Source organism: Crocinitomix catalasitica ATCC 23190 (assembly GCF_000621625.1).
In the GTDB taxonomy this organism is placed as follows: Bacteria; Bacteroidota; Bacteroidia; order Flavobacteriales_D; family Crocinitomicaceae; genus Crocinitomix; species Crocinitomix catalasitica.
In genome coordinates, this window is sequence record NZ_JHXV01000006.1 from 1 (window position 1) to 18,231 (window position 18,231).

General features: G+C 34.7%; 18 protein-coding genes. 12 read left to right on the plus strand and 6 right to left on the minus strand.

What is annotated here, in order from left to right; all coding sequences use genetic code 11:
- The coding region (locus T367_RS21275; RefSeq protein WP_035842439.1) for a helix-turn-helix domain-containing protein at positions 1-255 on the minus strand (255 nt) is incomplete at its 3' end.
- A 225-nt stretch (positions 256-480) separates the two neighbouring features.
- On the opposite strand from T367_RS21275, the gene T367_RS0103900 reads away from it, so the two are divergent.
- Positions 481-1,038, plus strand: coding sequence for a hypothetical protein (locus T367_RS0103900; protein WP_027418677.1), 558 nt, complete (start codon positions 481-483; stop codon positions 1,036-1,038).
- 135 nt (positions 1,039-1,173) lie between these two features.
- Here T367_RS0103900 and T367_RS21280 read toward each other — a convergent pair whose 3' ends face one another.
- Entirely contained in the window at positions 1,174-1,914 is a 741-nt protein-coding gene (locus T367_RS21280; RefSeq protein WP_051568331.1) for an SCO family protein, read from the minus strand.
- Entirely contained in the window at positions 1,911-3,671 is a 1,761-nt protein-coding gene (aspS, locus tag T367_RS0103910; RefSeq protein ID WP_027418678.1) for an aspartate--tRNA ligase, read from the minus strand. The genes T367_RS21280 and aspS overlap by 4 nt, the downstream gene beginning before the upstream one ends.
- A 74-nt stretch (positions 3,672-3,745) precedes the next feature.
- Between aspS and modA the strand changes: the two genes are divergently transcribed.
- From modA to T367_RS0103955, 8 genes are all read left to right on the plus strand, one after another.
- Positions 3,746-4,501, plus strand: a complete 756-nt coding sequence (modA, locus tag T367_RS21285; RefSeq protein ID WP_084274300.1) for a molybdate ABC transporter substrate-binding protein — start codon at positions 3,746-3,748, stop codon at positions 4,499-4,501.
- Positions 4,501-5,172, plus strand: coding sequence for a molybdate ABC transporter permease subunit (gene modB, locus T367_RS0103920; protein WP_027418679.1), 672 nt, complete (start codon positions 4,501-4,503; stop codon positions 5,170-5,172). The genes modA and modB overlap by 1 nt, the downstream gene beginning before the upstream one ends.
- Positions 5,159-5,839, plus strand: coding sequence for an ATP-binding cassette domain-containing protein (locus tag T367_RS21290; RefSeq protein WP_051568334.1), 681 nt, complete (start codon positions 5,159-5,161; stop codon positions 5,837-5,839). Before modB ends, T367_RS21290 begins: the two co-directional genes overlap by 14 nt.
- Before the next feature lies 1 nt (position 5,840).
- Positions 5,841-6,281, plus strand: a complete 441-nt coding sequence (locus T367_RS0103930) for a nucleoside deaminase (RefSeq protein ID WP_027418680.1) — start codon at positions 5,841-5,843, stop codon at positions 6,279-6,281.
- A 121-nt stretch (positions 6,282-6,402) separates the two neighbouring features.
- Positions 6,403-6,813, plus strand: coding sequence for a hypothetical protein (locus T367_RS0103935; RefSeq protein ID WP_157454116.1), 411 nt, complete (start codon positions 6,403-6,405; stop codon positions 6,811-6,813).
- A 123-nt stretch (positions 6,814-6,936) separates the two neighbouring features.
- Positions 6,937-11,265: a CusA/CzcA family heavy metal efflux RND transporter gene (locus tag T367_RS0103945; protein ID WP_027418682.1), complete on the plus strand. Its 4,329-nt coding sequence runs from the start codon at positions 6,937-6,939 to the stop codon at positions 11,263-11,265.
- Positions 11,266-11,275: 10 nt separating this feature from the next.
- Positions 11,276-12,511, plus strand: coding sequence for an efflux RND transporter periplasmic adaptor subunit (locus T367_RS0103950; RefSeq protein WP_027418683.1), 1,236 nt, complete (start codon positions 11,276-11,278; stop codon positions 12,509-12,511).
- Between the two features lie 11 nt (positions 12,512-12,522).
- Positions 12,523-13,413 carry a cation diffusion facilitator family transporter gene (locus T367_RS0103955; protein ID WP_027418684.1) on the plus strand — a complete coding sequence of 297 codons (891 nt, stop codon included), beginning with the start codon at positions 12,523-12,525 and terminating at the stop codon, positions 13,411-13,413.
- Here T367_RS0103955 and T367_RS0103960 read toward each other — a convergent pair.
- The 3 genes from T367_RS0103960 to T367_RS0103970 all read right to left on the minus strand — a co-directional run bounded on the left by T367_RS0103960 (position 13,410) and on the right by T367_RS0103970 (position 15,846).
- On the minus strand, positions 13,410-14,057 hold the full coding sequence (locus T367_RS0103960; RefSeq protein ID WP_027418685.1) for a hypothetical protein: 648 nt from the start codon (positions 14,055-14,057) through the stop codon (positions 13,410-13,412). The two genes, T367_RS0103955 and T367_RS0103960, sit on opposite strands and share 4 nt — an antisense overlap.
- The gene (locus T367_RS0103965; RefSeq protein ID WP_027418686.1) at positions 14,047-14,616 is read right to left on the minus strand and encodes an RNA polymerase sigma factor; all 570 of its coding nucleotides are present in this window, start codon (positions 14,614-14,616) and stop codon (positions 14,047-14,049) included. The genes T367_RS0103960 and T367_RS0103965 overlap by 11 nt, the downstream gene beginning before the upstream one ends.
- A gap of 66 nt (positions 14,617-14,682) precedes the next feature.
- Positions 14,683-15,846 (minus strand): hypothetical protein, encoded by a 1,164-nt coding sequence (locus tag T367_RS0103970; RefSeq protein ID WP_027418687.1) that lies wholly within the window; start codon positions 15,844-15,846, stop codon positions 14,683-14,685.
- A 155-nt stretch (positions 15,847-16,001) separates the two neighbouring features.
- Between T367_RS0103970 and T367_RS0103975 the strand changes: the two genes are divergently transcribed.
- The 3 genes from T367_RS0103975 (at position 16,002) to T367_RS0103985 (ending at position 18,137) form a co-directional block, all read left to right on the plus strand.
- Positions 16,002-16,589, plus strand: coding sequence for a class I SAM-dependent methyltransferase (locus T367_RS0103975; protein WP_027418688.1), 588 nt, complete (start codon positions 16,002-16,004; stop codon positions 16,587-16,589).
- 167 nt (positions 16,590-16,756) lie between these two features.
- Positions 16,757-17,236 carry a toxin-antitoxin system YwqK family antitoxin gene (locus T367_RS0103980; RefSeq protein WP_157454117.1) on the plus strand — a complete coding sequence of 160 codons (480 nt, stop codon included), beginning with the start codon at positions 16,757-16,759 and terminating at the stop codon, positions 17,234-17,236.
- Positions 17,237-17,552: 316 nt separating this feature from the next.
- Positions 17,553-18,137 (plus strand): hypothetical protein, encoded by a 585-nt coding sequence (locus T367_RS0103985; protein WP_157454118.1) that lies wholly within the window; start codon positions 17,553-17,555, stop codon positions 18,135-18,137.
- Positions 18,138-18,231 lie beyond the last annotated feature (94 nt).

Below are 18,231 nucleotides of genomic sequence, written 5' to 3' on the forward strand. Positions count from 1 at the left end.
CTCATCCAATGAAAACCATGTAGATCTTCTTATTGAAATTGCTAGCCCTTTTTCTTGCTCGTTAAGAGCATATTCTATTTTTTTAGGGGCACAAGAATTATCTTCAGGAGTTTCAGCTTTACGCCATTTAAATATGGTTTGACGAGAAACACCATAACGTAAGGCTAATTGCTCAATACTTAAGTTCAGATTATTTTTAATTTCTTGACGAATATGTATATTTGTCTTGGCATTGGAATGATAGATTTGTTGCATAATTATTTTTATTTGTCGTAAAACAAAAATAATCAACTATTTTATTTCCAGCCCTTTCAGCGAAGTGAAGGCGAAGCCGAAACGAAGCTGAAAGGGCTTTATTGCTATCAACAATGTTGTGAAACTTTACATATAGTAGCTAGTAAATAGTTATTAGAATTGAGGTGTTTGTGAGTAGCTATAAATGTCTATTTAGTCTCATGTAATTTGCATTATTTTCTACATATGACTTTAATTAAAAAAATAAGATTTTTACTTATTTCAACGTTTCTTAAAGGGATATTATTGACGATTATTCATGGTTTTTGTTTTATAATATTTATGGGACCGTTTATGGTAATTAGCCATTATTCTAATAAAGAAGTAGACTTAAACGACTCGCAAAAAGAACTTTCTTTTTACTATGTACCTAATGATATTAGATATGTTCAACTGTTTTCGGATGCAACAAATGGACATTGGTTCAAGATTATCAAAAAGGAAGAAGGTAAATTAAAAATTGATCATGTTGGACTTTATTATGTGAAAATAATGTCTAAATCAAATCATGGAGAATTGAAGCATTGGGATATTGAAGATAGAGAATTAATACAAATTGATTCGACTAATCTAGTAACCGTAAAATCATATATATTATTTCATATTTGGAAACCAGTATTTTTAATCTTGATGTTTTTTCTATTCAGTTGGTTAATTGATAAATTTCTTAGGAAAAGATTTTTACTGATTGAGAGTACTTATGCTCTAGGTTATTGTATTTATCTTTATACAGTTTATTTCTAAACCAATTGTGTTAAGTATAAGTCATTCGGAAATGAAATTAATTTATAGAGATAATTACTAAAATAATTTGTCTACTTATATCAGGACATGACATCTGGACCTAAAACCTATTATCTAACCACTAACCCCTAACCCCTAGTCATTCCCTTTCGAAAACTCTTTCTTCAAATCGTAGATATCACGAATCAATTCTGAAACTTCAGCTTCTACAGTGCCGTCATAAATTCCTCTTATTTGGCCAATAGGATCGATTATAACGAAGTTTTCGGTATGAATGAAGTCAGATTCATCTCCATGGTCAAAATTAGGATCAGCCTTGTCAGGAACGACTAAATAAGATTTACGAGCAATTGTATAGAGTTGCTCTTTTGATCCTGTTAGAAACCACCATTGAGTCGAATCAGCGCCGAATCGATTCGCATATTTATGCATCACTTCAACCGAATCAATTTTTGGGTTGACTGTATGACTGAGAATCTTTAAATTTTCATCGCCAGTAAATTCGTCTTGAACACGTTTTAATTGTGAAGTCATCTTCGGACAAATACCACCACAAGTCGTAAAGAAAAAATCAACAACAGTTATCTTACCTTCAATATCTTTTTTGGTAATTGTATCTCCCAATTGGTTCAGTAAAGAAAAATCAGAAATTACATGATCTTTTCTCACATCCTGAATAGAGCCATCTACCAATTTTGGATTGATATCATTAGGATTATAAACCTTCAGTCTATTATCTTTACTTCTGTTAAAAGCACTAATTTCCGCATTCGGATCGTCTGGAATATCTGTATTATAATAATTGACATTAATATAAATAGCAATGGCGATTCCGGTCAAAACAATAACTAAAAATGCGATTATTCTTGCTTTCATTTCTCAACGGGTAAAGTATCTAAATATAATTCTGTTAATTGCTCGTTAGCTAAAGGCGATGGTGAATTAATCATTACATCACGACCATTATTGTTTTTAGGGAAAGCGATATAATCACGAATAGAATCAGAACCACCCATCGTAGCAACCAAACGGTCAAAACCGAATGCTAATCCACCGTGTGGAGGTGCACCATATTCGAATGCATTCATTAAAAATCCGAATTGTTCTTTTGCTTCTTCATCAGTAAAGCCTAATAATTCGAACATACGACCTTGTAATTTCTTGTCGTGAATTCGAATAGAACCACCACCCAATTCAACACCATTCATGGCTAAATCATAAGCATTTGCACGAACTTTTCCAGGATCGGTATCAATCAAATCAAAATCTTCTTTCTTAGGCGAAGTAAATGGATGGTGCATGGCATGGTAACGTTGACTTTCTTCGTCCCATTCTAATAAAGGGAAATCTAAAACCCATAACGGAGCAAATACATTAGGATCTCTCAATCCTTGTTCTGTTCCCATATGTAAACGCAATTCATTCATTTGACTGCGAACCGTGTCTGTATCACCAGAAAGTACTAAAATTAAATCGCCTTTTTCAGCTTGAGCTACTTTGGCCCATTCAGCTAAAGCAGCTTGATCGAAGAATTTATCGACAGAAGATTTGAAAGTTCCATCTTCATTACACTTCGAATAAATCATGCCTTTTGCACCAATTTGTGGTCTTTTCACCCAGTTGATTAATGCATCTAATTGTTTACGCGTATATTCTGCAGCGCCTTTTACTGTGATTCCTAATACCAATTCGGCATCATCAAAAACACCGAATCCTTTATTCTGTGCAACGGCATTTAAATTAACGAATTCCATTCCGAAACGAATGTCTGGTTTGTCAGAACCATATCTTTCCATGGCTTCAGCATAAGTCATTCTAGGGAAATCCTCAGTAAATTCGTGGTTACGACAAGTCTTAAATAAATGTTTGATTAAACCTTCAAAAGTGTTTAAAACATCCTCTTGCTCAACGAATGCCATTTCGCAATCAATTTGTGTAAATTCTGGTTGTCTATCTGCACGTAAATCTTCGTCTCTAAAACATTTTACAATTTGATAGTATCGATCATATCCAGAAACCATTAACAATTGTTTAAAGGTTTGTGGTGATTGAGGCAAAGCGTAAAATTGCCCAGGATTCATTCGACTGGGTACAACAAAATCTCTTGCACCTTCAGGAGTCGACTTGATTAAATAAGGCGTTTCCACCTCCATAAAATCAACTGTATCTAAATATTTTCTAGTCTCTAAAGAAACCTTATGTCTTAATTTTAATTTGTCTTGAACAGGATTCCTTCTCAAATCTAAATAACGGTATTTCATTCTTAATTCCTCACCGCCATCTGTTTGATCTTCGATCGTAAAGGGAGGAACCAATGATGCATTTAAAAGGACAACCTCAGTTGCCTTAATTTCAATGTCACCCGTTGGTAATTCTGGATTTTTCTGGTATCGTTCAATGACTTCACCAGCAATTTGAACTACGAATTCTCGACCTAGATCTTTTAATTGTGCAATTACTTCATCCGTAACTACACCTTTTTCAGCAACAATTTGAACAATACCATAACGATCTCTCATGTCGATCCATATAATATTTCCTTTATCTCTAATTGTTTGCACCCAACCGGCAATTTTTACTGTTTCTCCGATATGGCTTGAACGCAATTCGCCGCAAGTATGTGATCTATACATTTGTCAAAAATTAATTAAGTCGTAAAGATAAGGAATCTATTCTCAGATGTAGTATTATTCCCTATTTTTATCCCATGTTTTCAAGAACATTTATCGGTATAATTATAAGTATAGGCACCATTGTCTTCGCTTGTAAAAATTCGTCACCGAAATCATCTTTAAAAATTGCTTGCGCAGCGAATATGCATTTGGCAATAGATTCGATTGTAGAAATATTTGAAAACAAGTACAAGATTGACTGTGAAACTTCCATAAATGCTTCTGGAATTTTAACAACACAGATACTAAATGGAGCACCGTTTAATATTTTTTTATCGGCTGATATGAAATATCCGAATGCCATTTATGATGCGGGATTGTCAACAAAACCTGTAATATATGCAAAAGGGAAATTAATTTTAGTCGCGGATAAAAAATTAGGCATGACTTCAATTGCAGACGCCTTAAAGAATACCAAACGCATTGCAATAGCAGATGAGAATTTAGCTCCTTATGGAAAAGCAGCGGTTAATTTTCTGAAAGAGGAAGGTTATTATGCGACGGTTGAACATAAATTGGTGATGGCAGAAAGTATCGGACAAGTCAATCAATTTTTAAAATCTAAAGCAGTAGATCTTGGTTTTACATCGGCGACGTTTCGGCAAGAAAATTCACAGGCATTTGATTATTTTGATGTAGCATTGCTCGACGATAATCAAATTGAACAAGGAATGGTGATACTCCATTCGGAATCTCCAACAATTCAAACCAATGCCGAATTATTCGCTGATTTTATGCAAACGACAACGGTAAAAAATATTTTGCTTCATTTTAATTATGATATAAACTAATGGATTATACACCGTTCTTTATCACATTTAAATTGGCTTTGTTGACAACCATGATACTGTTCAATATTGCTATTCCTTTGGCGTATTTTTTAGCTTTTACTAAATTAAAAATCAAAGTATTACTAGAAAGTTTAGTCATGTTGCCCATTGTTCTACCGCCAACAGTTTTAGGTTTTTACTTTTTAATTTATCTCGGTCCGAATAGTGTGATTGGTGCATTTTTTGAAAAAACCTTCGGTCTTTCTTTCGCTTTTACTTTTGAAGGCATTTTATTGGGAGCTGTTATTTTTTGTTTGCCATTCATGGTAACACCCATTATGACAGGTTTTAGATCGATACCTAAAAACACCATCGAAGCCACCAAAATTTTGAATAAGACGAAATGGAATGCATTGATTTATGTTTTTTTACCGACGATAAAGAAATCAATCATGAATGGGATACTTTTAACCTTTGCGCATACGATAGGTGCTTTTGGAATTATCTTAATGATTGGAGGTAAAATGGCGGATACAAATGTTGCAGCTGTTGCTATTTATGACGAAATGAACAAGATGAATTATGACGCTGTTCATACCTATGCATTGGTCTTATTATTCGTTAGTTTTGTTGCTATTCTACTGTTAAATATTTTTGCCAAACCTAAAAATTCAGACATTGCTCCATATTGATATTCATAAAGCCTATACCTCTAAATCACGTGCAGTAAATATTGCTTGCAAAGTTGATTTTTCGATCGGTAAAACCGGGGCAATTTATGGTAAATCTGGATTGGGTAAAACAACAATTCTAAGGATATTAGCAGGATTAGAAAATGCTGATGAAGGCGAAATTAGTTGGGGAGATGAGGTTTGGTTTGAAAGTGAAAAGCGAATTAATTTGCCGATCAATCAGCGGAATATTGGACTTGTTTTTCAAGACAATAATCTCTTTGCGAATATGACAGTCGAACGGAATATGACTTATGCTTCACCGTCGAATCAATTGACACCTGAAACAGAAAAGTTGATTGAAATAACGGGCATTCGACCCTTATTAAAAAATTATCCGCACGAATTATCAAGAGGACAAGCACAAAGAGTGGCAATAATTCGATCCCTTTGTCAAAACCCGAAACTTTTATTATTGGACGAACCATTTTCGGCATTGGATGATGACAATATTGAAGATTTAATGCTTGCCATCTCAGACATACAAAAAGCAACCAAAGTGACAGTAATTATTGTCAGTCATCGGAAGGATGTATTGCTTGCGATGTCGGATGAGATTCTAATTTTACACGAAAACAAGGCCTCAGAATTTGGTTCACCAAAAGAATTATTAATCAAGAAATTTTAGGATGATTGAAGTTTATACAGATGAGTACTTTATGCGAGAAGCTTTAAAGGAAGCGGAAATTGCATATGATAAAGGAGAGGTGCCAGTTGGAGCTGTAATTGTTTTGAATAAAACGATTATTGCACGAACGCACAATTTAACCGAGCAATTAACGGATGTAACAGCGCATGCTGAAATGCAAGCAATTACTTCCGCGAGTGAATATTTGGGAGCAAAATATCTCAAAAAATGTACTTTATACGTCACACTCGAACCTTGCGGAATGTGTTGCGGAGCATTGGCTTGGTCACAAATTGATAGGATCGTTTATGCTGCAACTGATGAACGGAAGAAGTTCATGAACGAAAATGTATATCATCCAAAAACGGTTGTTGAGCATGGACTTTTAGCAGAACAAGCAAGCAAATTAGTCAAGGATTTTTTTCAGCAAAAGAGGAAATAATACACTGATTTTAAGCAATTGTGTTTAAGTTAAAAAAATGTTAATCAGAGAAATAGTTCTAAAAATTTATAACTTTACCGATGTGAGCGGCTTAAAAAGCATAATATCAATCTTTCTTCTAATGACCTATTTTGTGTCATTCGGACATAATATTATTCCGCATCACCATCACGTTGAATCCGAAGAAAATTGTCAGTACGAAATGACTAAGATTTCAGCATGTTCTGCAGATAATTCGGAACATGATCATATTTCTCACGACAATCATATCGATGAAGGATTAATGGAATATTTAAGTTGCCTTTTGTCTAATGTTGATCACAATACATCTTGTGAAATACCATTTGTTTCAAGAACTTTAAAATTAAAGAAACAACAAATTGAAGTAGATATCATCGCAGATTTCGATTTACCAAAATTCGAAATCACGACTACTACACCAATAAAATTAACAGCCGCTGATAATGTTACAATTATCTATCATCAAACCCATGGCAAGGTTACTTCATTACGAGGACCTCCTACTATCTAAAGCGGGTTCATTTTTTATATTTTCTTAGAGTTACCTTGGATTGCTAAGGGGAATTGAATCCTATCAAGAGATTTTTTATTAACAAAATTAGATTGGGCATTTTTCAATCTTAAATACATTTTTATGTTAAATAAAATCATTGAATTTAGTATTAAAAACAAACTAGTAATTGGCTTTTTTACGTTGGCCTTGATGCTTGTAGGTATTTATTCAGCATCAAGATTACCAATCGATGCACTGCCAGATATCACCAATAATCAAGTACAAATTATTACTACATCGCCTAATTTGGCGACGCAGGAGGTTGAGCAAATCATAACGCATCCTATAGAATTGGCCTTAAAATCAATACCAAATATTGTCGAATTGCGTTCGGTAAGTCGATTTGGATTGAGTTTAATTACTGTTGTTTTTGAAGAAGACGTAGATATTTATTGGGGAAGAAATCAAATAAATGAGCGTTTAAAAGAAGCAGAGGAAAATATTCCAGCCGGTTATGGCACCCCATTTTTAGCCCCAGTAAGTACCGGTTTGGGTGAAATTTATCAATATGTTGTTCATCCAGCAGAAGGATATGAAGATCAATATGATGATATGGAATTGCGTACCATTCAGGATTGGATTATTATTCCCCAATTACTCGGTACCCCAGGAGTTGCCGAAGTCAATACTTTAGGAGGTCATTTAAAACAATACGAAGTTGCCGTTCAACCGGACAGGTTAAAAAGTATGGATATTACTATTGCTGAAATCATATCAGCATTAAATGATAACAATCAAAATACAGGAGGAGCTTATATAGATAATAAACCCAATGCTTATTATATCCGTGGAATGGGGATGGTTGAAGATTTGGATGAGATCAATAAAATAGTGATCAAAGTAAATAATGAAATTCCAATCCTAATAAGAGACGTTGCAAATGTACAATTCGGAAGTGCTGTGCGATACGGAGCAACAACCAGAGATGGTAAAGGAGAAGTTGTGAGTGGAATGGTGATGATGTTGAAGGGAGAGAATAGTGCTGAGGTTGTCTATAATGTAAAAGAACGCATTAAAGAGATTCAAAAATCGTTACCGGAAGGAATTGTAGTAGAGCCATTTTTAGATCGATCAAAATTGGTGAAAAATGCAATTAGCACAGTAGAGAAAAATTTATTGGAAGGTGCATTAATCGTAATTTTTGTACTGGTTTTACTGATCGGAAATTGGCGAGCAGGTTTAATTGTTGCATCCGTAATTCCATTGGCTTTATTGTTTGCTATTTCATTGATGAAGTTATTCGGTGTAAGTGGAAACCTAATGAGTTTAGGCGCCATTGATTTTGGATTAATTGTGGATGGGGCGGTAATTATCGTCGAGTCTATTGTTCACCATATGCAAAAACTCACAAAGAATAGGAAGTTAACAACAGCAGAAATGGATTCGGCTGTTTATGAAGCTTCATCAAAAATTAGAACCAGTGCTGCGTTTGGAGAAATTATTATTCTAATTGTTTACTTGCCGATACTCGTTTTGGTTGGTATTGAAGGCAAGATGTTCGGACCAATGGCACAAACAGTTGCTTTTGCTATTCTTGGGGCATTTATTCTATCATTGACTTATGTTCCGATGATGAGTGCCTTGGTTTTAAGTAAAAAACCGAGTAATAAAATCACTTTTTCAGATAAAATTATTGCCTTTTTCAATCGTATTTATCAGCGATTGTTGAACGGTGCGCTAGAGGTGAAACGAACAATTATTTTTGTTTCAGTCGCCTTATTTGTATTCTCTTTATATGTTTTTAACCAAATGGGTGGTGAATTCATTCCAACGCTCGAAGAAGGTGATATTGCAACGCATATTATCATTCCACCGGGTAGTTCGTTAGAACAAGAAATTGAAACAACAACGAAAGCAGAGCAACTAATTCTAGCCAACTTTCCGGAGGTTGAACAAGTGGTTTCAAAGATTGGTAGTGCTGAGGTTCCAACTGATCCAATGCCGATGGAGGTTGCAGATATGATGATTATTCTTAAAGACAAAAGCGAATGGACATCTGCAAGCAATAAAGAAGAGTTAATTGCTAAAATGGATGTTGTTTTAAGTGATTTACCGGGTGTAACTACTGAATTTTCTCAACCTATTCAAATGCGATTTAACGAATTGATGACGGGCGTTAGAAGTGATGTTGGAGTTAAAATTTTCGGTGAAAATGTTGACCTTTTAGTCGGTTTTGGCGAAAAAGTAGCAGCTATAGCACAGAATGTTGAAGGTGTAGTAGACGCAAGGGCGGAAGCAGTAACAGGATTGCCTCAAATCAATGTAAAGTACAATAAGGATAAACTGGCTTTGTATGGTTTAAAAGTAGGTGATTTAAACCTATTAATTCGAGCGGGATTTGCCGGAGAGAAAGCAGGTGTTGTATACGAAGGAGAAAAGCGATTTGATTTGGTTGTACGACTAGAAGAAGAGAGCAGAAACTCAATTGAAGATTTAAAGAACATCTTTATTTCTTTGCCATCTGGAAGTCAGATTCCTTTAGAGCAAGTTGCAGATATTACATTAGAAAAAGGACCGGCTCAGATCAGTCGTGAGGATGGAAAAAGAAGAATTATTGTAGGATTTAACGTGAGAGATAGGGATGTGCAATCGGTTGTTGAAGAAATTCAAGCAAAAATTGATGCATCACTTGATTTACCTCCGGGGTATTATGTGCGTTATGCAGGACAATTTGAAAACTTGGTTGAAGCCAATAAAAGGTTATCAATTGCCGTTCCTGTTGCTTTGGCCTTGATTTTTGGATTGTTGTTTTTCACTTTCAGAGATGTTAAACAGTCTTTATTAATCTTTACTGCCATTCCACTTTCCGCTATTGGTGGTGTCTTTGCTTTATGGGCGAGGGATATGCCATTTAGTATCTCTGCAGGGGTTGGTTTTATCGCGCTTTTTGGTGTCGCTGTATTAAACGGAATTGTATTAATTGGATATTTCAATCAACTAAAAAAAGAGGGTATGAATGATATTGTTGCACGAATAAAAGAAGGAACAAAAGTTCGTTTGAGACCAGTTTTAATGACAGCAGCAGTTGCATCATTCGGATTTTTACCAATGGCATTGATTAGTAGTGCTGGTGCAGAAGTTCAAAAACCATTGGCCACAGTTGTTATTGGTGGATTGATATCTGCTACTTTTTTGACTTTAATTGTATTGCCAATTCTATATTATTATCTAGAAAAAGGAATCAAGATTAAAAAATCTGTTTTATCAATAGGGTTATTATTTTTTACCATTCAAATGAATGCGCAAGAGACCTTGTTATTAAATGAAGAGGGCGCTGTAAAACTTGCGCTTGAAAATAATTTAAAGACGAAGTCCATGCAATTGGAAGTCGTTCATGAAACACAAAAAAGAGGAACCGCTTGGCAACTTCCTAAAACGGATATTAATGCGAGTTTTGGGCAAATGAATAGTGAGTTTGTCGATCAAAATTATTCTATTTCTCAATCATTCAGTCCTTTTAAATATGCTTCGCAAAGAAAATTAAATGATGCAGGTATTATCAAAAGCGAATATTTATTGGCTTTAAACGCGAAACAATTGGAGTTTGAAATCAGAGCACAATGGAATGAGTTATTGTTGTTAAATGAACAGCTAAAATTGATGTTAGTTCAGGATACTTTGTTTGTGAAATTTGCAAAAATAGCGGACTATCGATATGCTGCAGGCGAATCTAGTTTTATAGAAAAATCTACAGCTGAAATTCGACAATTAGAATTCGAACAAGAACTATCAATGTTGTATACGCGGATTTCGAATCAAAAAAAATCTTTGCTATTGATGCTCAATATGAAAAACGAGTTTTCTGTTGAAGAGCAAGATTTACTGATTAAGTCGAGGACTTTGGATGCGGATACTAGTTTGATAAATGAACATCCCAATTTAAAAATTGCACTGCAAGAGGTGGCATTAGCAGAACAGTCAAAACAAGTTGAAAAGGCGATGTTATTGCCAAATTTTAAGGTCGGATATTTTAATCAGTCAATGGATCAACATATCGGAAGTGATGGATTTGTTTACAATAAAACGCCCAAATTTCAAGGTGTAACTGTAGGCTTAAGTGTTCCATTATTTTTTGGTGCTCAAAAGGCGAGTGTTAAAATGGCAGAAACGCAAATAGAGATTGAAGAATTGAACGCGGCCTATACCAAGAACGAATTACAAACAAACCTTGAAAGATTAACAGCAGAATTAGTCACTGTAAAAGAACAGATAGAATTCTATGAAACAGGAGCAATTGCCAATGCCAATTTAATTATTGAAAAGGCGAGTTTGGCTTATGAAAATGGCAATATCGATTATATCGAATTTGGTCAAGCCTTGCGCACTAATTTGTCCGTTCAAATGAATTATATCAATAAAATTGCCACATACAACCAGTTGGTATTGTCTGTGAATTATCTAATTAAATAAGCTATTAGCAATGAAAAATAAAATAATAATTAGTGTAATATTGTTCGCTGGATTGGGGGCAATTATTTACTTCGGATTTATACGAAATAGTGACACAAAATTAAACACAATGGAGGATGTGCATGCAAAGGATGAGCATGGTCACGGCGCAGAAGAAGGAACGGTTGTGAGTTTGAATAAAGCACAGTACAAAAGTGCTGAAATATCGTTAGGAGAATTTTCTCAGAAGAATTTATCGGAGATTATTCATGCGAATGGGTATACAAAATTACCACCTCAAAATCAAGCGGATGTTTCTGTCTTTACTACAGGAATCGTAAAAAGTATTCGTGTTATTGAAGGACAAAAAGTGAAGAAGGGTCAAGTTCTGGCGACCATAGAAAGCCCAGAATTTTCTAAATTACAACAGGCTTATTTAAGTTCAAAAAGTAAGATGACTTATTTAAAAGAAGAGTTTGATCGACAAGAGAACTTACTTCAAAACGATGCCAATTCTACTAAAATATTCCAGAAGGCAAAAGCAGAATATGATGCGGAGCAAGCAAGTTATGATGCCTTAAAAACGCAACTAAGAATTTTAAATATTAATCCCGACGGAGCCTCTGTTTCTTCTATTCCAATTTTAGCTCCAATAGCAGGATTTTTAACGGATGTTTTTATTAAAATAGGATCGTCGGTTGAAATTGCCAAACCTCTTTTCTCTATCGTTGACAATTCAGAAATGCATGTCGATTTATTGGTTTACGAAAAGGATTTGCGCAGTGTACAAAAAGGGCAGAAGGTTAGATTCACGCTAACCAATCAGTCCAATACTGAGATTGAAGGGGAGATCTTTAATATCGGTAAATCATTTGAAAATGAAACGAAGGCAGTCGCTGTTCATGCACATATTGAAAATGAAAAAGAAGGACTCATTCCAGGCATGTATGTGAATGCGATAATAGATATCGGTGAAAACCTAGTTGATGCTTTACCAGAAGGAGCGATTGTAAGTGCTGAAGGGCGTGAATTTATTTTCGTGAAAAGAAGTCATGCTGGTCACGGACATGGTCATGCGCACGGAGATACTTCGAATGAAACTGAATTCACCCGTGTTGAAGTGAAAACAGGAGCAACACAATTGGGTTTTGTTCAAATCACACCTTTAGAAAAGATCTTAAAAAGTGATAAAATAGTGGTTAAAGGAGCTTACTACATTCAAAGTCATTTACAAAAAAGTGAAGGGGCAGGTGGTCATTCACATTAAATCAATGAATTATGGGACATCATCATTCACATCATCATTCGAGTAAAAATTTAAAAACGGCATTTTTTTTAAATGTTGCTTTTACATTCATGGAATTTATTGGCGGCATCTATGTAAATAGTGTCGCCATTGTTTCCGATGCCATTCATGATTTGGGAGATAGTTTGTCTCTTGGTTTTGCATGGTTTTTAGATGTTAAATCAAAAAAATCGGCGACCAAGAGTTTTACTTTTGGTTATAGTCGATTGTCATTATTAGGCGCATTGATTAATTCTGTTGTGCTTATAGTAGGATCAATTTTTGTCATTAATGAGGCCGTTTCAAGGTTTATTAATCCTGAATTATCTGATGCAAACGGGATGATTGTTTTTGCTTTATTCGGAATTGCTGTGAACGGATATGCTGCATGGAAGTTGAGTGGTGCTAAAACCTTGAATGAAAAAGTAGTCTCTTGGCATTTAATGGAAGATGTTTTGGGTTGGTTTGCAGTACTGATTGCGGCGATCGTTTTAAAGTTTTATGAATCGCCTTATATCGATCCAGCATTGTCAATTGCCATTACTGCTTATATATTATTCAATGTTATAAAACGATTGAAGGAAACGTTGTTCTTGTTCTTACAAGGGACACCAGATGATATTGACATCAATAATGTAGAAAATGAATTGATTACAATTGAGCAAATAAATTCGGTCCATCATACCCATGTTTGGTCGTTAGATGGAGAGCAGCACGTCTTTACAACCCATGTAAAACTGAATAATATTGACAGTTTATTGGAGCTTGCAAAAGTAAAGGCCGCGATTAAATCGGTATTAAAACAATATCCATTTAAACACCATACCGTTGAGGTGGAGTTAAGCGAAGAAACTTGCCGAATGGAAGAGGAACATAACCACTAATATATTGTTCTATTTATTTGCTGTGAGATTGAATCGTTGGCTAAGGATACACCACGCGGTTGAGTGGCCATATTAATTATTGAGGTGTAATTTTCCATCTCAGCATTCATCATCGCATCCGAATAATAAGTAATGTTGCTCGGATCAAGTTTTGGCTTTATTTCGGTTTTAGGCGCCGCTTTCTGAATACTTTTTTCTGTCTCTATCGCAGGTGTTATGGTACTATCTAACGTTGCCGCTTTTTCAATAGGGATGAATTTTTCAATATAAACCGTATCTACTTGATTCGACACAAATAAAGGTTGTTTTGTTTCGGCAGATTGGAAAGGTCCATTTTTTAAAAGGAAAACAATCGCTATGCACGCCGCAACGGTAACCCAAGTAGGTGTTTTATGTTGGAATATGGCGAAAATTTTAGGACTTTTCTTCTTTTGCTGCAAAGCAGTCAATAAGTTGGCCTGTGTTGCTAAACGTGGCTTTAATTGTATAGATTCTGCTGCAAAGATTGTTTTTGCATCCTGTAGAATGACGTATTGAGCCATATATTCCTCCTTCGAAATCTGATTGAGTACAAACTGTCGTTCGGAAGAATTGAGTTGCTCAAAACTCTTTTCGTCTAACAATATTTCTAAGTTATATGGCATAATAATTTTGTTTAAAGTGATCTAATTTTTCCGATAGAATTTTGGTTGCACTGAACAATCGCGACTTAACTGTTCCCAAAGGGCACGCGACAATTATTGCAATTTCATTTAAGCTTAATCCTTCGTGATATCGCAATACAAAAACCTCTTTGTATACTGGAATCAATTCGTTTAAATATTGACTGAGGTTCGTTTTAAAAAGCTCCTGGTCTATTAATTTATCTGCATTCTCTGTTTCACTAACGATCTCAGGATGCAGATCAACGTGAGACGGTTTAATGACGCGATAATCGTTCTTACACTTATTTGCTGCGACAGTAAAGATCCATGTTTTAAAGTTCTTCGCTGTGTTAAACTTATCCGGTTCGGCAATTATTTTTAAAAAGACATCCTGCAAAAAATCCTGAGCTTTAGCTTCGTCTTGTCCCAACATCTTAAACATAAAGTACAAGAGTCTTTGGCTATAGCGCAGATAAATCTCGTTAAAAGCGGCTTCATCTCCGTTTTTTTGCAAGCGCTTCATCAATGCTTCGTCGGTTATATTTTTTATATTCTTCATCGTAAAATGGAGAGGAGTTGAATGAGGTTAACTCCTCTCACAGTTTATTTTTACTTAGCGCTTATATTAACAGTTTCTCAGGGTTTCTTCAATTGTTTCTTCGAAGTTTGTGTTCGAAGTGATGCGCAAAATAAGTGCCCGTGTGTTCGCTTTTTTAGTGGCATCACCAATTATATTATAATGACTGTACAATTGAATTAAACCGGGTAAATAGGATAAGTTATGTCTTTTTACTTGTTCTGGAAAAGGTTCGGGATACAATTCTAGTCTCAATTGATCCAGCATAAATTTGTTTTCGTAATTATTGATTAGCATCGATGTATTGTTAAAATCGGTATCACTATATCGAAATGATAAACCTACATTGTATACTTTTCCTTGAAGTTTTTCTGAACCGTTGATATAATTCCCATATGAGAAAAAGAGTGGTTTTTCTCCAATATTCGCAATCATATGATCTACGACTTCCATTTCGTTATTGATATTAGACGAAAGCTTAACATTGGCTTTATTAAATTGGTTCGTTCTATAATTATTTGACCCCCAAGCACAGAAAATATTAATAACCGTAACATCTGGACGAATGTCTCTTGCATACTGCAAAACCAATGCTGGGTAAGTATCATTATCTCCAGCTGTGAGCAGAATAGCATTCTCCTCTGTCGACATTAACATATTATAAGTCAAAGCAATTAAATTAGGAGAAATATCACCAGATGCTAACCACCTTTTTGAAAGCTCCCTCATCTTTTCCTCATCATTATTAATCATATATACATTCATCATATCAGGATAAATTTCCGTTCGATCAGGGTCCATTGCATAAGCTTTTTCTGCCCACGAACTGAATTTTTTTACATCCTCTTCAGTCGCTCCCCATATACTCGAATGCCAGCTTTTTAAATGGTAATATTCGTATGTACCTGGAATGGCTTTTTCCATTCCTGTAATGATGGTTTCCATTTTATCGGCCCAATTATCGCGATCAGTATCCGTTTCTGACATAATTTTCGCCATTCTTGCAGAGACATAATAGTTCTCCCAAGCATCCATATTTTTCTTTTGTTTTTTAAGGATGTCTCCCCAAAGTTGATTTTGTTCGGTATACCATTCATAGGTGCGATATACATCTACTACCGAATGGACTTTTTCAGGTGTTGAAGATTGTGAGTATCCGTTTAAGGTTATCAGGTTAAATCCAACGAATAAAATGAGAAGTATGCTTTTCATATTTTAAGGTATTTGTTTACCGTATTACACAAGAACGTTATTTAGGTTCGTGAGGAACTGTTAAAAAAACTAAATTAGCGAAGCAGAATAATCAATGCCCTTCTTGAAGGGTATATGAATAAAGGGGTACAGCGTTTTGCAAAGAAATTTAATGTATGGAAAAAATAAATCAATACAGTGATACAGACATTTACTTATTAGATCAAATCTTTAAAAACCGTTTTCAGAAAGACGATATTATATTGGATGCTGGTTGTGGGTCGGGAAGGAATTTAACTTGGTTTGTAAATAATGACATCACTATACATGCTTGTGATTCGAACATTGATGCGATACAAATGGCGCAGGAAAGACTCGGACTTTCTGCTGAATTTTTTAAGCAATCAGCACTCGAGGATTTAAATTATCCAGATGAAATGTTTGATGGTATTATATGTAATGCGGTGCTGCACTTTGCCAAATCAACCGATCATTTTTCAGCGATGTTTACTGAATTAGTTCGCGTTTTAAAACCAGGTGGAATTTTATTTATTCGCATGACATCAACCTTTGGATTGCCCAATAATTATATACCAAAATCAGAAGGTCGTTATTTATTGCAGGATGGAAGTGAACGATTTTTATTGACTAAAACGCTGTTGGAGGATACATTGTCAAAACATCAACTCACTAAAATTGAACCGGTAAAATCTGTATTGTTCGAAGAGTTGCGCTCCATGACAACTTTGGTTTTGAGGAAATAAGGATGTTTAGATAAAACTAATTGTGAGCTACATTCAGTTTATTAAAAGTCGGGAAGAATGCTTAAATTTGAGAAGGACATATAGCGTGGATGAAGTTAGTGTTGACTTTGTTTGGTTGTTATCTTTTATTAAAATCGTCATAAACATTTTACTTGAAAGCTTTTCTTATGATAAATAGAATAATGTTAATAATCATTTTTAGCTTGACATTAATTGGATGCAGGGAGGATGTGAATGAAGTTGATGGTGTTGCTCTCTCGATTAATGACTTAAAGATAATGAGAACAAACTACTCAGAAGAAGTAATGTTTCATACTTTAATTACCAATGTTTATTCTGAAGAATTTAAATTAAATGTGTCCGACACCTTAGACTTGTATTATTACAAAGGTAAACTGAAACAAGTTTCTCAAATAAGAAATAATAAAAGGTTAAATGGAATTCATTTTGAGTTTAATAGTAATGGAAAATTATACTTTGCGGGTGAATATATAGATGGTTCAGCAGAAGGAATATTTAGAAGCTATGACACTTTAGGTAAAATACGTGAAATATCAGTATACATTAACGGAAACGAAATAATAGAATATTCTGGGCAAGAATTAGATAGCATAGATATTAATCCGAAATGGAAAGAATATAATTAAAAACAAAGGATAACAATTAAGCTCAAATGAATTGCGGTAAGGCCGCATTTCTTTGGAGCGTGTGTTGCACTCTTCCACTTTGACATGCTCAGCGCGACGATATCTTCAACTCACTAAAATTGAACCGGTAAAATCTGTATTGGTCGAAGAGTTGCGCTCCATGACGACGCTGGTTTTGAGGAAATAAGAATGCTTCGGTAAAACTATTGTGAGATGCATTCAGTTTATTTAAGTCGGGAAGAATGCTTAAATTTGAGAAGGACATATAGCGCGGATATAGTTAATGTTAACTTTATTTGGTTTTATCATCAATAGCATGAAAAAAATAATTTACATATTAATATCTCTGATTGTTATAGGTTGTAATACTAATGAGACTGGAAAAAACGAAACTGAGGAATATAACACCATTGAAGTGGCAGATTCTGTTGTTTCCGAGAATAACTTTAATAATTGTTTTGTAGAGCCTGATTCAAGTTATATACAAGAAGCTATGGGATGTTCAGGAGGGTATTACAAACTAATTAATGACCAATATGTCTTGAGAATTTCATCTGAATTAAAAGTCGAATATGACGACTGTGTTATTGTATCAATTGATTCTTCAGAACAGTCACTTCTAACCGAGCTATTAATATTTGAAAAAGGTAAAGCAAGTCTGACCAACATTTGTACAGACGTTATTTTGGTCAATGCTCCTGAACCAATTAAAACTCTAAAACAGGGATATGGGCAAATTGCGATAGGCAAAACTGACCCAACAGATTATTATGGAAATGAAATGCCCAAAATGACTATTAGAGTTGACCACTTGACTTTTATAGACCCACATACTGGCGAAGAAATTAAAATTAAAAATGAATTGATTTGGAAAGTACTGAATACAGGAACACCAGGATAATAGAATAAAAAGATGATAACACTGTATATGAAATCATAGCACCCTGCGGGATGCTCCGCTTCATATACTCAACGTTCAACTGCAATTTAAGCCA

Coding starts and splice junctions, on each gene's coding strand:
- T367_RS0103900 (WP_027418677.1), top strand. CDS start 481: ATGACTTTAATTAAAAAAATAAGATTTTTACTTATTTCAACGTTTCTT.
- T367_RS21280 (WP_051568331.1), bottom strand. CDS start 1,914: ATGAAAGCAAGAATAATCGCATTTTTAGTTATTGTTTTGACCGGAATC.
- aspS (WP_027418678.1), bottom strand. CDS start 3,671: ATGTATAGATCACATACTTGCGGCGAATTGCGTTCAAGCCATATCGGA.
- modA (WP_084274300.1), top strand. CDS start 3,746: ATGTTTTCAAGAACATTTATCGGTATAATTATAAGTATAGGCACCATT.
- modB (WP_027418679.1), top strand. CDS start 4,501: ATGGATTATACACCGTTCTTTATCACATTTAAATTGGCTTTGTTGACA.
- T367_RS0103930 (WP_027418680.1), top strand. CDS start 5,841: ATGATTGAAGTTTATACAGATGAGTACTTTATGCGAGAAGCTTTAAAG.
- T367_RS0103935 (WP_157454116.1), top strand. CDS start 6,403: ATGACCTATTTTGTGTCATTCGGACATAATATTATTCCGCATCACCAT.
- T367_RS0103945 (WP_027418682.1), top strand. CDS start 6,937: ATGTTAAATAAAATCATTGAATTTAGTATTAAAAACAAACTAGTAATT.
- T367_RS0103950 (WP_027418683.1), top strand. CDS start 11,276: ATGAAAAATAAAATAATAATTAGTGTAATATTGTTCGCTGGATTGGGG.
- T367_RS0103955 (WP_027418684.1), top strand. CDS start 12,523: ATGGGACATCATCATTCACATCATCATTCGAGTAAAAATTTAAAAACG.
- T367_RS0103960 (WP_027418685.1), bottom strand. CDS start 14,057: ATGCCATATAACTTAGAAATATTGTTAGACGAAAAGAGTTTTGAGCAA.
- T367_RS0103965 (WP_027418686.1), bottom strand. CDS start 14,616: ATGAAGAATATAAAAAATATAACCGACGAAGCATTGATGAAGCGCTTG.
- T367_RS0103970 (WP_027418687.1), bottom strand. CDS start 15,846: ATGAAAAGCATACTTCTCATTTTATTCGTTGGATTTAACCTGATAACC.
- T367_RS0103975 (WP_027418688.1), top strand. CDS start 16,002: ATGGAAAAAATAAATCAATACAGTGATACAGACATTTACTTATTAGAT.
- T367_RS0103980 (WP_157454117.1), top strand. CDS start 16,757: ATGATAAATAGAATAATGTTAATAATCATTTTTAGCTTGACATTAATT.
- T367_RS0103985 (WP_157454118.1), top strand. CDS start 17,553: ATGAAAAAAATAATTTACATATTAATATCTCTGATTGTTATAGGTTGT.